The organism is Johannesbaptistia floridana, from assembly GCF_057440575.1.
In genome coordinates, this window is record NZ_JALKVM010000191.1 from 1 (window position 1) to 16,138 (window position 16,138).

The 16,138-nt window shown below is 38.1% G+C and carries 9 protein-coding genes; 4 read left to right on the plus strand and 5 right to left on the minus strand.

Features of this window, described 5'->3' with window-relative positions; genetic code table 11:
* The first annotated feature begins 522 nt into the window (after positions 1-522).
* Together MW688_RS12835 and MW688_RS12840 are read left to right on the plus strand one after the other, a co-directional pair.
* Entirely contained in the window at positions 523-3,621 is a 3,099-nt protein-coding gene (locus tag MW688_RS12835) for a Calx-beta domain-containing protein (protein ID WP_486736403.1), read from the plus strand.
* A 51-nt stretch (positions 3,622-3,672) separates the two neighbouring features.
* Positions 3,673-4,194 carry a nucleotide exchange factor GrpE gene (locus tag MW688_RS12840; protein WP_486736404.1) on the plus strand — a complete coding sequence of 174 codons (522 nt, stop codon included), beginning with the start codon at positions 3,673-3,675 and terminating at the stop codon, positions 4,192-4,194.
* A gap of 164 nt (positions 4,195-4,358) precedes the next feature.
* On the opposite strand, the gene MW688_RS12845 is transcribed toward MW688_RS12840, so the two are convergent.
* Both MW688_RS12845 and MW688_RS12850 read right to left on the minus strand, forming a co-directional pair.
* Positions 4,359-4,640, minus strand: a complete 282-nt coding sequence (locus MW688_RS12845; protein ID WP_486736405.1) for a hypothetical protein — start codon at positions 4,638-4,640, stop codon at positions 4,359-4,361.
* 223 nt (positions 4,641-4,863) lie between these two features.
* The gene (locus tag MW688_RS12850) at positions 4,864-6,474 is read right to left on the minus strand and encodes an SUMF1/EgtB/PvdO family nonheme iron enzyme (RefSeq protein ID WP_486736406.1); all 1,611 of its coding nucleotides are present in this window, start codon (positions 6,472-6,474) and stop codon (positions 4,864-4,866) included.
* 101 nt (positions 6,475-6,575) lie between these two features.
* Between MW688_RS12850 and MW688_RS12855 the strand changes: the two genes are divergently transcribed.
* Positions 6,576-8,117, plus strand: coding sequence for an AAA family ATPase (locus MW688_RS12855; protein WP_486736407.1), 1,542 nt, complete (start codon positions 6,576-6,578; stop codon positions 8,115-8,117).
* A 212-nt stretch (positions 8,118-8,329) separates the two neighbouring features.
* On the opposite strand, the gene MW688_RS12860 is transcribed toward MW688_RS12855, so the two are convergent.
* Entirely contained in the window at positions 8,330-9,064 is a 735-nt protein-coding gene (locus tag MW688_RS12860) for a formylglycine-generating enzyme family protein (protein ID WP_486736408.1), read from the minus strand.
* Between the two features lie 380 nt (positions 9,065-9,444).
* A complete protein-coding gene (locus MW688_RS12865; protein ID WP_486736409.1) occupies positions 9,445-10,965 on the minus strand; it encodes an Hsp70 family protein in 1,521 nt (506 codons plus the stop codon).
* 793 nt (positions 10,966-11,758) lie between these two features.
* On the opposite strand from MW688_RS12865, the gene metH reads away from it, so the two are divergent.
* Positions 11,759-15,334, plus strand: a complete 3,576-nt coding sequence (gene metH / locus MW688_RS12870) for a methionine synthase (protein WP_486736410.1) — start codon at positions 11,759-11,761, stop codon at positions 15,332-15,334.
* A gap of 577 nt (positions 15,335-15,911) precedes the next feature.
* Here metH and MW688_RS12875 read toward each other — a convergent pair.
* Positions 15,912-16,138 (minus strand): DUF4351 domain-containing protein (locus MW688_RS12875; RefSeq protein ID WP_486736411.1); only part of this gene is annotated, 227 nt, incomplete at its 5' end.

Here is a 16,138-nt window from a genome sequence, read left to right on the forward strand (position 1 = left end):
TAAAGTCCAACTACGAACTTTTTGAGACTTTTGGGACTAAAGTCCAACTACGAACCTTTTGATACTTTTGGGACTAAAGTCCAACTACGAACTTTTTGAGACTTTTGGGACTAAAGTCCAACTACGAACCTTTTGATACTTTTGGGACTAAAGTCCAACTACGAACTTTTTGAGACTTTTGGGACTAAAGTCCAACTACGAACCTTTTGATACTTTTTAGAGCCGGATGTGTGTAATTTTCTTACAAATTCAAGTTTTTAAGTTAAATTCAGACTAAAATGTATTCATTGAAACAAAGGAGTGATTTTCTTCCCCACGTTTGAGAGAAAAAAGCTAAACGGAAAATAAAAAGGAATAAAAAAAGACTCTCCTAGCATTTAGGGGTAAATTGTATTTACTAGTAACACTTTTATGCTTCTTCCTATTCTCTCTTCCCTATTCAGCTTATCACCAAAAATACGGTGATAGGCGTATTAAAAAAACTATTAAAATTCCCAAAAATTACACAATTATTTCTTTACTATGACTCCACGATTATTTCTAGACTCAGCTAAACTAAACGAGATTCGTACTGCCATAACAAATTCTCCGGGATCTCATCACCAGCGTGCTTTTAAGGCCATGAAAGCACGAGTAGATCAGAATGATTGGCGCGTTTATGACGAATACGCTACAGACGGTAATTGGAACTATGCCCGCGCTTGGCTCGCTCGTGAAGCATCCTTTGTGTATCAAATCACAGGTGATAGGAACTATGCCCAAATAGCCTACAATGCCCTCTACGCTATCCACAATGATCCCGACCCAGATCAACGTATACCAGAGGATAACTATGGACTTTCTAGAGCAGCAACAGGGATGGGATTTGCTTTAGCCTATGATTGGGCGGCTAGTGGCTGGACCACGAGTCAACAAAATTACGTGCGCCAAAAAATTATAACCTCCCTGGATGCTTGGCCTTCCTACTGGCATCCAAACTTCGCTTCTCCCTACGGCTCAAACTGGGTAGCCGTATCTAGAGCAGCAGAGCTGGTGATGATGCTTGCTGTTGACGAAGAAGTCAACCGAGCAGCTCGTTTTAGAGACCTTAAATTCTGGCTTGGAGAACACATTGAAACAGCATACGGTGATACTGGTCTGACTCAAGAAGGACAGGGGTATCTAGCTTATGCAGGAGGCTTTCTGATGCCTGCTATCTATGCTCTTCGTAGCATTGGCGATACAGAGTTAGAAAGTGTCTTTAACGAGGTTAATTTTGAACAGTTGCCCCTATACACTGGGGTTTTTGACGCAGAACAAACCTCCCTTCAGTTTGGGGTGGGTTGGATAGGCTTCGACCCAGAAGGCTGGAGTAGCTTTTTGTTGGATACTGCTTCTCCTACAAACCAGCCATACTATCAATATTTTTATGATCACTATCGCGGTTTAGCCAATCCAGCATCAGATGACGCCAAGTTTGATCATCGTCGAGGGGGTACTGTTTGGTCTGTTCTTTACTACCCAACAGATACTATAGGAATTGATCCCACAGGAATTCTCCCGGTTGCCATTGAAGATAGTGAGAAAGGTAGCTATCTCTTCCGTAACCGCTGGCAGGATAGTAATGATATTTTAATTTCCTTGATGGGAGATTTTACTCACCATCCACGCAGTTGGGATCGTTCTGAAGCTTTTGCCTTAGGACTCCATGCCTACGATACACACTACTTTGGCGGACCTACAAAAGAAAACGATTCTCAATACTACAGCAAACTTATTGTAGATGGTCAAGTTGGCAGTCAAACTCTCACGGGCGCTCCTGAGTTTTTTGAAGCCCGGACTACTGGAGGCTATGTTATTGTTGATGGAGGTAGTGTCTACGAAAGTTTGGGTATCGATGAAGCAAAACGACACATGCTGGTAGATTTTTCTGGCAATGCAGGCAGTGCCCTCCTATCAACCCTAGACCGTTTAGCTGATGTTGAAGACCATATCTATACTTGGCAAGTTAACCTGGGGACTTATTTAGATGACGGTGGCATTACCGTCACGGCAGGTCAGGAAGGAAGGATCAAAACTTTCTTGCTTGAAGGTAACAAGGATAGTTACCTCAAAGGGTGGATTCTTAATCCTTCTAATGCTACTGTGATTCCAGGCGATCCTCTACAAATAGAAACTAGGGATAGTAATATGGATATCTGGGTGGTGATGGTGGTTGGTACAGGAGCACCTCTTACTGCTGATGTCACCGGATTTGGTCTCAATTCTGAATTGCGTTTGGGCAATGCGCGAGTTTTTTTTGATTCTCAAATCAATCAAATTGTCACAGAAACTCTAGCTAATCCAGGTCCAGAAACTTCAGTTATTGCCTTTAATCAAGCTAACTACCAAGGAGTAGAAGGTAGTCATCATCATCAAAAACCTCAAAATCGAACTATTGCTCAATTAATTAGGACAGGAGATACTAGTGAAAGAGCCACTGTACAGGTAAGTTTAGACTCGCCACCAGGAACAGCTACCGCTAATAATGACTACATCAATAAGTTTAGCTTTCCAGTTAGTTTTAAACCAGGTCAAACACTTAAAAACATTAGGCTACCAATCTACAAAGATAATCTTTTTGAAGATGATGAAACAATTCGTCTGAAAATCACCAATCTGATGGGTAATGATGTTGTACTAGGGGAACAAACTACTGCTACTTATACAATTATTAATGATGATTTCGATTACAGTTCCTTGAATCTGTCTATCGAAGACCTCACTTTTGTGGAAGGTTCGGCTCTCAAAGCCTCCGTAAAAGTCAGTTTGTCTGAACCCGCTCCCAGTATGCTACTTATTCCCTATCAAACTACTAATGATTCTGCTGTGGCTAATAAAGACTACAAAGCTCAAACTGGTCGAGTTAGATTCAAACCGAGAGAACAAACTCAAGTAATTAGTATTGTCATTCCTAATAATAATCAAAGTGAAGTAGATAAGCAGTTTAAAATTAATTTGGGAGTTCCTAATCAGCCTATCAATATCACTGATAGTCAAGGGATTGTCACAATTACTGATACTTTGGTTGCTGATGATCAAAGCCTAATTCTACCTCCACAAGTAGAAAACTTGAGGCTCGAAGGTACTGCTAACCTTGATGGTATCGGGAATAGACTCCATAATCAAATTACTGGTAATCGCGGCAATAATTTTTTACAAGGTGATGCAGGTAATGATCTGATTAAAGGCGATCGCGGTAATGATATCTTAGTTGGTAATGCTGGTGATGATCTACTTACAGGTGATGCTGGTCGGGATCAGTTTCGTTTTGAAACTGGTAAAAGTTTTAGACGCAATCATCTAGGGATTGACACCATTACGGATTTTTCTGGTGTAGATCGTATTGTTCTCTCTAAAACAACTTTTAGGACATTAAACAGTAGGGTTGGCAATGGTTTTAGTGATCTTAATGATTTTGCTATAGTGGGTAGTGATGCTGAAGTTGCTAATAGTAATGCTATGATTGTTTTTAGCCAAGCAACTAGTACAGTTTTCTATAATTCTAATGGCGATCGCCCCGGTTTAGGTATAGGTTCTCCTTTTGCTATTCTTCCTGGTGTTCTTAATCTCAGAGGCGATCAATTTATTATTGATGTTTAACTAGGGAGTATTTTGTTATAAAGTGGGAAATGTGGGGAGGTTTTTATAACTATGATTAGTGTTAGTGATTTTGTTTTTGGTTTGTTGTTGTGGCTAGTTTTGACAGGATTTTTGTTAAGTATTATTTACTCTCCAGTTCAAACTAATGCAGAAGATAGGGTATTAAAATTAAAAGCTGCAATCGCTGATAAAGATAAACGAATAGAAGATTTACAGGCTAACGTACAACAACAAAATTCTTGGCAAAATTTTAACTTTAAGAAAGCTAGTTTCAAAGAGTTAGAGAGTTTATTAGTTAATTATCCTACTATTCGCCAGAAGATCAAAGATAACCCTGATTTACCAGCTAAAAATATTCTCCCTCTATTAACTGTCTCTTTAGAAAATCTCTTAGAGAGTTGGAATTATCAAACGATTGGTTCTCCTGGTGAACAAGTTGAGTATAATCCCATTTTACATCAAGCAGATAACACAGAAATTCAACCAGGGAAACTAGTTTATATTCGACAAGTTGGTTATCAAGAGGGGGAAAATATCATAGTCCCTGCTAGAGTTAGTGATATCAAATTCTGATTAATGCCTCGTAGTAGGGGCGCCAATACTGCGTATGTTTTGAAGATTATCTGTTGAGACTGCAAGGGAGCACCGGAGCAGGGGGCGGGGGAGAAAGCCGAAAATCCCTCTCCCTGCTTCGGTCTCCCTGCTCCTCTGCTTGCCTCAAAGAAAAGTCAAAATCCCTAACCTACGCAGTATTGGTAGGGGCGCAAGCCGGGAATGGGGCGCAAGCCGGGAATGGGGCGCAAGCCGGGAATGGGGCGCAAGCCGGGAATGGGGCGCAAGCCGGGAATGGGGCGCAAGCCGGGAATGGGGCGCAAGCCGGGAATGGGGCGCAAGCCGGGAATGGGGCGCAAGCCGGGAATGGGGCGCAAGCCGGGAATGGGGCGCAAGCCGGGAATGGGGCGCAAGCCGGGAATGGGGCGCAAGCCGGGAATGGGGCGCAAGCCGGGAATGGGGCGCAAGCCTTGCGCCCCTACTACTACTTATATTTAGAGCCAAGCACCAAAACTTATGTACTAAATTAACCTCAGAAAAAGTTCATTTCTCTTTCGCCTCAGATCTTGCACTCGGTCAACCAATTTTTAAGGGCGATCGCATTAATTCTTTAACTCCAAGACTTCAAGACTTCAAGACTTCAAGACTTCTTACTTCAAAACTCATTACTCATTACTCCTTACTCATTACTCAAACACAACCTGCAACTTTTGGCAAAGATGCAACATCTGAGTCTACCTCTCTTACTGTATCTGTGGACAAAACTAAGGCAACACGAAATCCAAAATCGAAGTGTCTAGCACTACGGGCGTTACTATTTCGCGATGCAGAACGGCAGTAGCTTTGATTCATATAAAAACAGCCTCCTCGAATTACTTTTTCTTGAGAATTGTTGGACCAAACACTCCCATCATTGGGCGCCCCCTCATAATTATCATGCCAATCATCGCTACACCACTCCCAGACGTTTCCGTACATATCGTACAATCCAAAGCGATTGGGGGGGTATTTTCCTACTTCTATGGTTTTATTGGTGTTATAGTTGGCCTGTTTTGTATTTAAGTTTTCGCCGCAATAATATTCTGTACTGGTTGCTGCTCTACAAGCGTATTCCCACTCGGCTTCACTAGGTAATCTAAAGTTTAAACCTGTTTCCTCTGATAATCTGGCACAAAATTCTACGGCATTATCCCAGCTTACGTTCTCTACTGGGAGATTTTCCCCTTTGGAGTAGGAGGGATTACACTGCATAATTGCTTGATATTGGGCTTGGGTAACTTGGTATTTCCCTAATAAGAATGGTGATAGGGTTAGTTCATGTTGAGGACTTTCATTACTTTTTTTGGTTGAACCCATGAGGAATTTACCACCAGGTATATATACCATCTCCAGAGGTAATTTTGTTTCCCATAGTTGACGATAAACAGGCTGTAGCTGGTTTAAATGATTTAATGGTTCCCAGTCATCAATCGGGTTATTATTAATGGTGAGAACTTCTAATTGGCTTAATACTCCTAGAAAACGAATATCTTTAATTTGATTATTATCTAAATGTAGCTGTCTCAATTCTCTTAACTTGACTAAAGGACAGATTTTCTCAGCTTTAATTTGGTTATGAGATAGACTCAGATAACGTAAAGACAGCAAATTATGGATAAAATCATCAAGACTGATAATTTGATTGTAGTTACCTGAGAGAATTTCTAAGTTAGTAAGATTCCCTAATGCCTGTAGTCCTGATATTTTATTACCATCTAGGTAAATTGCTTTTAAGTTGGTTAACTGACTAAGTACCTCGATCGCGCTTACAGAGTTATAGTTAAGTGATAGTGATTCTAATTCTGTTAAGTTAGCTAAGATGGAGATATTTTCTATCTGATTATTATTTAGAGATAGTTCTTTTAATTTAGTTAGAGTAGCGATCGCATTTAAATCTGATAGGTTATTATTATCTAACTTCAATACTTTTAAGTTAGTTAAGCTTTGCAGATGTTTTAGTTGTTCATTATTCAAAGGATTAGAAGTTAAATCCAGGCTAACTAAATTGGTAAATTTTTCTATCCCTGTTAAATCTGAGACATCAGCTTTAGCTAAATTTAGTTCTTTAGTTTCTTGTAATTGTTTTTCACTAATTATTTGATTATAGTTTAGTAGATTTATAGATCTACGAATTGCCTTTTCCAGGTTTTTATCTATACCCCAGAGAAATTGTGTCTTTGAATCCTGATTACACTCACTAGATAATGTATCTGTGCCTAAAACCGGGTCTTTTTCACCTGATTGATTGTTTGATTGAACCATGATGCGTTAATATTTGGCGATCGCGTAACTTTTATTTTATCTTATAGAGATAGAGAGTTGTTACAATATCCTAGTAATTAATATAAAAATCAATCACCAAGATGCCAACCTTTTCTAATCGACATCAGCAACTAGTTGAACAAGTAGATGTTCTTTTACGGGCGAGGTATCCTCTAATTTATCTTATCACCCGAGAGGAGGAGGCTGTAGAAAAGGCGCTACAACAACTACCATTACACACTAAATTGAAAGTAACTCCACAAATTTTAGCTTGGGATGTGGCTAGAGGTTGGCAGGATAATGGACAAGCTAAGGGTAACCTTATGGGGGCTTTTGGACGGATTCAACAGAATATACAAGATAATAACCCTTCACAAGGACAAGAACCGAGTATTATCTATCATCTGCGAGATATATATCACTTTTTAAAAAATAATACTCCCAATGCTCCTATTATTCGAGAATTAAAGAATCTTGTCAAAGAATTAAAATATACTCGTCAAACTATCATTATCACTAGTCACTTTTTAGAACTTCCCGTAGAATTAAGCGAAGAAGTAAACGTTATTGACTTTCCCCTTCCTGATATTGAGGAAATTAACCAAATTATTGAGACCAAAGTAAATCCAAATTTTGTCAAACTAAGACTAGAGGAGAGAGAAAATCTCGTTAAAGCTTTTCAAGGACTAACTGCTACTAAAATTGAGTTAATTCTTGCTAAAGCAGTTGCTACTAAAAGTTTAATAGATGAATCAGATATTAAGATAGTCTTAGCAGAAAAAAGGCAAATTATTCGCCAAACGCAAATCTTAGAGTTTTTAAATACCCAGGAATCTCTAGACGATGTGGGAGGTTTGGAAAATCTGAAGAATTGGGTACAAATTAGACAAGCTTCTTTTAGTAGTCAAGCCAAAGAATATGGTATACCTACTCCCAAAGGTGTTCTCTTAGTAGGTATTCAGGGAACAGGAAAATCTCTATCAGCTAAAACTATTGCTTTTGAGTGGAAATTTCCCCTCTTACGTTTAGATGTAGGCCGGTTATTTGGGGGGATTGTGGGAGAGAGTGAGAGTAGAGTTAGACAAATGATTCAAATTACTGAAGCAATCGCCCCCTGTGTCCTTTGGATAGATGAAGTAGATAAAGCATTTGGTAATATAACTTCAGGTATTGATGGAGATTCTGGTACTTCCCGTCGGGTATTTGGTACAATTATCACCTGGATGCAGGAAAAGACAAGTCCAGTTTTTATTGTAGCCACCGCCAACGATGTGAAAAAGTTACCAGCAGAATTTCTAAGGAAGGGAAGATTCGATGAAATCTTTTTTCTTAATCTACCTACACCGAGAGAAAGAGAACAAATTTTCGCGGTACAACTGCAAAAATTCCGCCCTCAAACTTGGCAAAAGTATGACATCCGAAATTTAGCGAGGGAGGCCAATAATTTTAATGGTGCAGAAATCGAACAAACAATTATTGATGCGATGCAACAAGCTTATACTGTAGGGAGAGAGTTTACCAATGCGGATATTATTGCAGCTATTAGTCAAACTGTACCATTAGCGGCGATCGCCCGGGAACAAATCGCCGAATTAATCCAATGGGCTAACGAAAGGGGTGCTAAATCCGCTTCTCTTGCTTAATTTAGATCAATTTAAAGTTAGAAGTTAACGGATTTAGGGATTTTTTGATAATAATAAATCCCCTTTTTTCTAATAATAGCTAAAAAGATCGTCAACTTTTGTGGTGTCTAGCTTCTAGCTAAGACAAAATTTTAGTTCGTAGGTTGGGTTGAGGAACGAAACCCAACATTAATTTTATTATCCTCCAGTTTGCTTCACACCTTTTTCTAAGTTTAAAAAACCAATGCAACGCGAAACCCGCCGAGGTCGTAATCCCTATACATACTCACAAACTTACTACGATAGGTGGAACGACAGCAACTAGCACTGTTAAACCAAGACCCACCACGCATTACTTTATATTTATTATTAGTGTTTTTTTGTATTTCAAATTCGGGGCTTGGGTTTAACCATATACTACCATCCCGAGGTGCTCCTTGATAATTATCATGCCAATCATCACCACACCACTCCCAGACATTTCCGTGCATATCGTATAATCCCCAAGCATTAGGTTTTTTTTGCCCTACTGATTGAGTTTGACTATTAGAATTATCTCGATACCAAGCATATTCTTTTAGGTGATTACTATTTTCTCCGAAACAATAACTTGTTTCACTACCAGCTTGACAAGTGTATTCCCACTCAGCTTCACTTGGTAGTCTAAATTCTAAGCCTGTTGCTTGGCTTAGTTTGTTACAAAACTCTACTGCATCATCCCATGATACACATTCTACTGGTAAATCATCTCCTTGAAAATTAGAAGGATTATTACCCATGATTGCTTGATATTGGGCTTGGGTAATTGGATACTTGCCAAGGGCGAAGGGTGATATTGTGACTGGGTGTTGAGGTATTTCATCGCTATTACCCTGTTTACTTCCCATGAGGAATTCACCACCAAGTATTTGCACCATCTCTAATTGTACACCTGTAGCTATTACATAGATTAAATTATTTTGACTCATAGATAGTTATTACAATATTCTCCTAATTAATATAAAACTTTAAACCAATTTGGTATCTTGATAAAATCAAGTTTGCTTCAAATCTTTCAAGTTAAACTCATATCAAAGCACCAGTACTTATGTACTAAATTAACCTCAGAAAAAGTTCATTTCTCTTTCGCCTTATATCTTACAAAGGTCAACCAATTTTTAAGCGTTGAGCATTAATTCTTTAACTCATTACTTAAAAACTCATTACTTATTACTTCAAGACTTCAAGACTTCCTCACTTCAAGACTCCTTACTCATTACTCATTACTCATTACTCATTACTCATTACTCAACCACCACAAGTAACTTTGGGTAAAGATGCGAGGTCTGAGTTGAGGAGTCAGTAAAAATTAGTCCAACTCTGCTACTATTTTTCTCTCTAATAAAGTGTTGTTAGTTAGCAAATCTATAGCTGTTACCTCTAAGACTCTTTCTATAGAAACTGCAAACTTAACTAAAATACGGTCTACACCTACTTCTCCTAAAGGATTGAGGGGAATTAGACATTTGCCTAAAAATTTAGGAACTTCTGTCTTTTGGCACTTTCTCCCGCTAATTCTTCCATCACTATCATAAATCACCTCAGAATCCCACTTTTCTGCGATTTCAAAAATATTAAGTTCTATAGCATCTTGTCCTGTATATTTCACTTGTAGGGGAGGAATTTGGTTATTTTCCTGAGGATATCTACTTTCCTTCGCAAAAATTGCTCTATATTCTGCTTGATTTGTCTCTCGATTAGCACAAGTTCTAATTGTGTAACTATGGCGTAAATAGTCATTAATTTTAGCTATTTTAGTGGCCATCAAAGCACCATGAGAAACGGCTTCAAATGGTTTATTAACTTTAACTCGATAAGGCTGAAAACGAGCTTTGATTAGTTCTTGAACAGCAGGAATTAAACAACTTCCTCCTACTAATAATACCTCTTGAATCGCTTCTTCCTTGATACCCTTGACTCTGGCTATATCTATAATCTCATCTAAAGCTATATTTAATCTTTCTAAAAAAAATTTATCTTCTAATAACTGTTCCAATGTTTTGCGCTTAAGAGATAAACAATAAGCTGTGATTTTCTCTTCATCGAAAAAGCTATCTTTAGCTTCTGTTTTAGTTGAAAGTTCTATTTTTATTTTTTCAGCTTTTTCTAGTAACTGTACTCTTTCAATTTTATTCAGAGAAGTTTTTCCTATTTGAGGAAGAAAAATATCTTCTACAATCCATCGATTAATATCTTCTCCACCAATTTCTCCATCAGACTTAGCGATTACTTCTGCTTCTTGATTAATATCTGCTGTACGAATTAAGCTTAAATCAAGGGTACCTCCGCCAAAATCAACTACTAAAACTAGAGAATTAGGGTTATTTATACCATATCCAATCGCCGCTGCTGTAGATTCGTCTATCAGCTTTACTTCAGCAATATTTAATTGTTGTGCTAAACTTCTTAACCAGTCTGAATATTTTTCAAAAGCCCCTACCGGAACAGTTAAAATTAATTCAGAAGGTTCTATATTGATTGTTTTTAGACGAGATAAGATTTCTTGAAAAAAGACTGTAGTAACTAATTTGGGTGTATACTCCTGTTCATCTAATTTACGAATCTCATACTCTTTTTCAAAACTTAAATTGCGTTTAAAATTTTTAAATAAACGTTCTGGATGCGCTAAACCTATACGACTATTTTTAACTTGTTCTCCAAAGAGATAAGTATGGTTATCTTCAACGTAAACTAAACTAGGAATAACAGGTATTTTTTGATAAGACTGAGAAATCTCAGGGAAGGAAAGGGTTTTTGGCTGTTGATTTTGAGAGTCTAATATACTAACCACAGTGTTACTTGTCCCAAAATCAATTGCAACTACTGTCATAAAAAAATTTCCCCTTGGACATATTGATAGTTAAATCATAACGAATAAGGTAAGAAAGCTAGGAGAGTATATATATAGTATTAAAATGATTAGGCGATCGCTCTTTGTCTAACTTGAAAATATCCATTTCTCTTGATGATGAATTCGATTTGTAGTTTTGCTTAAAAGTCGTGCAACCCAACAGCCAAAGTAGAAGGTAATAAAATTAATGTTGGGTTGAGTAGGGATCACCCAACCTACGAACTGACTTGAAATAATTGAGGATAGGTCGGGTAATATAGCAATGAGCGTTGTAGTGTTAACAATATTTATATTTACAGATCCCCCCAACCCCCCTTAACAAAGGGGGGCTTTTCATGATAACTGTAAACATCTATTTGCGAGCTTGCTATATCTCCTCTCCTATCCTACTTGACTGAATATATTCTATTGCTGGAATTTAGTGAGCGCAACCATTACCATCATATTTATCTGTATCATAGAAACCGTTTCTTGTAGCAAAGAAAAGAGCAGATACAGTAAATAGACTAGTTAAAACAACCATTACTAATTTTATATCCATATTCAATATTGATTATTTATGAGAGTTTTACTCTCCTAGTATAGTCAATCAATACTTTGATTAAGCAAAATTAAAGAAAAAAATCATATTGTTATCTAGGCGATCGCTCTTGGAAAAGCGGGTTAAATAGGATACAATCAAAATTATCAAAACTCGCTAGTTGCTTTTTTAATGTAAAGTTTTGTTTAATATTTAAATAAACCTATCAATTCACACTAATTTGTAAAGAATATGAAAAGCTACTTCCTAGATCATTTACATAGTCCACGTCGTCCAGTTATTGTATTTGATGGTGCCATGGGAACATCTCTCCAAAGTCAAAACCTGACGGCAGCAGATTTTGGAGGACCAGAATACGAAGGTTGTAATGAATATTTAGTTCACACCAAACCAGAAGCAGTAGAAAAAGTTCATCGTGGCTTTTTAGATGTAGGAACAGATGTAATAGAAACTGATACCTTCGGAGGGACCCCCCTAGTATTAGCAGAATATGATTTAGCAGATAAAGCTTATTATTTAAATAAAACAGCAGCAGAATTAGCGAAAAAAGTAGCAGCAGAATATTCAACACCAGAAAAACCTCGCTTTGTAGCAGGTTCCATGGGACCTGGAACTAAATTACCAACCCTAGGACATATAGATTTTGATAGCTTAAAAAATGCCTATGTAGAACAGGTAAAAGGTTTATATGATGGAGGAGTAGATTTACTTTTAGTAGAAACCTGTCAAGACGTTCTACAAATAAAAGCCGCCTTAAACGCCATAGAAGAAGTATTTGAATTAAAAGGCGATCGCCTGCCAATCATGGTATCAATCACCATGGAAGTAATGGGAACCATGTTAGTAGGTTCAGAAATTAGCGCAGCTTTAGCGATTTTAGAACCATACTCCATAGATATCCTAGGGTTAAATTGCGCCACAGGACCAGATCTGATGAAAGAACATATTAAATATTTATCAGAAAATTCCCCCTTTGTTGTGTCCTGTATTCCTAACGCTGGATTACCAGAAAACGTGGGAGGTCAAGCCCATTACAGACTAACTCCTATGGAGTTACGCATGTCTTTAATGCACTTTGTGGAAGATTTAGGCGTACAAGTAGTAGGGGGATGTTGTGGAACACGTCCAGACCACATAGCGCAACTAGTAGAGATGAGTAAAGATTTACAGGTAGCTACTCGTCAGCCAAAATATGAACCAGCAGCAGCATCAATATACAGCACTCAAAATTATATACAAGATAACTCGTTTTTAATTATCGGTGAACGTCTCAACGCTAGTGGGTCAAAAAAATGTCGCACACTTCTCAATGAAGAAGATTGGGATGGTTTAGTATCTCTGGCTAAATCCCAAGTAAAAGAAGGCGCCCATATTTTAGATGTTAACGTAGACTATGTAGGACGGGACGGGGTGAGAGATATGCACGAATTAGCCTCCCGTTTAGTAAATAATGTGACCCTGCCATTGATGTTAGACTCTACAGAATGGCAAAAAATGGAATCAGGGTTAAAAGTAGCAGGAGGAAAATGTATCCTCAACTCCACTAACTACGAAGATGGAGACGAACGCTTTTATAAGGTATTAGAACTAGCCAAGAAATTCGGCGCAGGCATCGTAGTAGGAACAATAGACGAAGAAGGGATGGGAAGGACGGCGGAGAAAAAATTTGCCATCGCTAAACGCGCCTACGAAGCGGCGATCGCCTACGGTATCTCTCCAGCAGAAATATTTTTTGATCCCCTAGCTTTACCCATATCTACCGGGATAGAAGAAGACCGGGAAAATGGCTTAGCTACCATAGAAGCAATTCGCCGCATTCGAGAAGAATTACCCGGCTGTCATATTGTTTTGGGTATCTCCAATATTTCCTTTGGCTTAAATCCAGCAGCGCGTCAAGTTCTTAACTCTGTATTCCTATACGAATCAATGCAGGTAGGAATGGATGCAGCCATAGTTAGTGCCAATAAAATCCTACCCTTAGCTAAAATCGAACCAGAACATCAAGAACTATGTCGAAATTTAATCTATGACCGCCGTCAGTTTGATGGGGATATTTGTACCTATGACCCTCTAACTAAACTAACAGAAGTATTTGCAGGAAAAACCACCAAACGCGATACTTCTCAAGATGAAAACTTACCCATTGAAGAAAAACTCAAAAGACATATTATTGATGGTGAACGTATCGGCTTAGAAGACAATCTCGCTAAAGCTTTAGAACTCTATCCACCCCTAGACATTATCAACACCTTCTTGTTAGATGGCATGAAGGTAGTAGGAGAATTATTTGCAAGTGGACAAATGCAACTACCTTTTGTTTTGCAATCGGCCCAAACTATGAAATCTGCCGTAGCTTATCTAGAACCCTACATGGAAAAAAGTGATAGCGATGATAGTGGTAAAGGTAAGTTTGTAATTGCTACCGTCAAAGGAGATGTACACGATATCGGTAAAAACCTGGTAGATATTATCTTAACCAATAACGGCTATAAGGTAATTAACCTGGGAATTAAACAACCAGTAGAAAACATTATCAAAGCCTACGAGGAACATCAACCAGATTGTATTGCTATGAGTGGTCTACTGGTAAAATCTACGGCCTTCATGAAAGATAATCTCGAAACTTTCAATGAACGCGGTATCAAGGTTCCAGTAATTCTAGGTGGCGCCGCTTTAACTCCTAAATTTGTTTATGAAGATTGTCGCCAAGTCTATAAAGGTCAAGTAATTTATGGGAAAGATGCTTTTTCTGACCTGAATTTTATGGATCAACTTATGCCAGCGAAAAAAGAGGGTAAATGGTCAGATGATTTAGGTTTTCTCGAAGAATACGCTGAAGCTAATTCTAATGGGAAAACCAAGGATAATGGCGCTACCAATCAAAATGGTAACGGCAAAGTGAAAGAAGAGACAACCACAGAGACAGTGGTAATAGATACAAAAAGATCAGAAGCCGTAGATCCTGATATTTCTCGTCCTACTCCTCCATTTTGGGGAAGTAAGTTGATTACTAGTACACAATTTGATCTCAAAGAAATCTTTTGGTATCTGGATTTACAAGCATTAATCGCAGGTCAATGGCAATTCCGTAAGCCTAAAGACCAAACAAAAGAAGAATATGAGGAGTTTCTAGCAGAAAAAGTATATCCTCTCTTAGAAAACTGGAAAGAACGGGTAATTAAAGAGAATCTGTTAGATCCTACCGTGATTTATGGTTATTTTCCCTGTCAGTCTGAGGGGAATTCTCTACTGATTTATGACCCAGAAGTAGTTCAAGCTAATGGGGGGAATCTTCCTCCTGATTCAAAACCAGTTGCTGTTTTTGAATTCCCCCGTCAAAAATCAGGACGCCGTTTATGTATTGCTGATTTCTTCGCCTCTAAAGATAGTGGAAAACTTGATGTTTTCCCCATGCAAGCAGTAACTGTGGGAAATATAGCCACGGAATATGCACAAAAACTCTTTGCTGAGAATGAATATACCGACTATCTCTATTATCATGGTATGGCTGTTCAAACCGCTGAAGCTTTGGCTGAATGGTGTCACGCGCGTATTCGCTGTGAATTAGGCTTTGCTGATGGAGAACCAGATAATATTCGTGATATGCTGCAACAACGCTACCAAGGTTCTCGCTATAGCTTCGGTTATCCTGCTTGTCCTAATATTCAAGACCAGTATAAGCAACTAGAGTTATTAGGGTGCGATCGCATTGGTATGTATATGGATGAAAGTGATCAAATTTATCCCGAACAGTCAACTAGTGCGATTATTACTTATCACCCTGTAGCTAAGTACTTCAGCGCTTAATTATTTAAATAATCCCATTCATAATTCCATTGGAATGGGATTTGTTTTATTTAACTCATATTTTGTACTCCTAAAAAAGTACTAAATAGGCCAACAGGCGAAAATCAATTTTTAAGTGGTTAGGATCAACTCTTTTACTTCAAAACTCATTACTTCAAGACTTCAAAACTCATTACTTCAAAACTCCTTACTCCTTACTCCTTACTCCTTACTTCAAAACTTCTTACTCATTACTCATTACTCATTACTCATTACTCATTACTCATTACTCAACCACCACCAGTAACATTAGGTAAAGAGGCAAGATCTGAGATGGGGTTATCTCTGTTGACTAGGCAGTTTTTTTATGGCGATCGCATTCTCACTTTCTATGATATAGCAAGCTCGCCTTGTAGATGTTTACAACTGTGATAAAAAGCCCCCCTTAGTAAAGGGGGGTTGGGGGGATCATTTATGATCAATCAAACTATATTGTGCTAATATAAACTACTGCTATATTTATTAGAAAAAGAGCGATCGCCATTTTGGTTCCACACATATTTACAACTAGTCAATTGTCTTTTGGAGACCTGATATTTTATTGCAACCAGTTTTCTAAATCAGAATAGCTACCAAAGGTTAATAAGTCTTCTGCTAATTGTTCTAAATCTGGTGGTGTTAATTGACGGATTTTTGTGGCTAATTCAGGGGGTATATTCCCTAATTTGCGCTCTAACAAGCGTAATATTAGATTCACTTCTCCTGTTTGTATTCCTTGCTGTATTCCTTCTTGTTTGGCTTTCTCTCTATCTTCTTGGTATAAAG

Bases quoted from the DNA above. Each gene is read 5' to 3' on its own strand.
- MW688_RS12835 (WP_486736403.1), top strand. From the start codon at position 523: ATGACTCCACGATTATTTCTAGACTCAGCTAAACTAAACGAGATTCGT.
- MW688_RS12840 (WP_486736404.1), top strand. From the start codon at position 3,673: ATGATTAGTGTTAGTGATTTTGTTTTTGGTTTGTTGTTGTGGCTAGTT.
- MW688_RS12850 (WP_486736406.1), bottom strand. From the start codon at position 6,474: ATGGTTCAATCAAACAATCAATCAGGTGAAAAAGACCCGGTTTTAGGC.
- MW688_RS12855 (WP_486736407.1), top strand. From the start codon at position 6,576: ATGCCAACCTTTTCTAATCGACATCAGCAACTAGTTGAACAAGTAGAT.
- MW688_RS12860 (WP_486736408.1), bottom strand. From the start codon at position 9,064: ATGAGTCAAAATAATTTAATCTATGTAATAGCTACAGGTGTACAATTA.
- MW688_RS12865 (WP_486736409.1), bottom strand. From the start codon at position 10,965: ATGACAGTAGTTGCAATTGATTTTGGGACAAGTAACACTGTGGTTAGT.
- metH (WP_486736410.1), top strand. From the start codon at position 11,759: ATGAAAAGCTACTTCCTAGATCATTTACATAGTCCACGTCGTCCAGTT.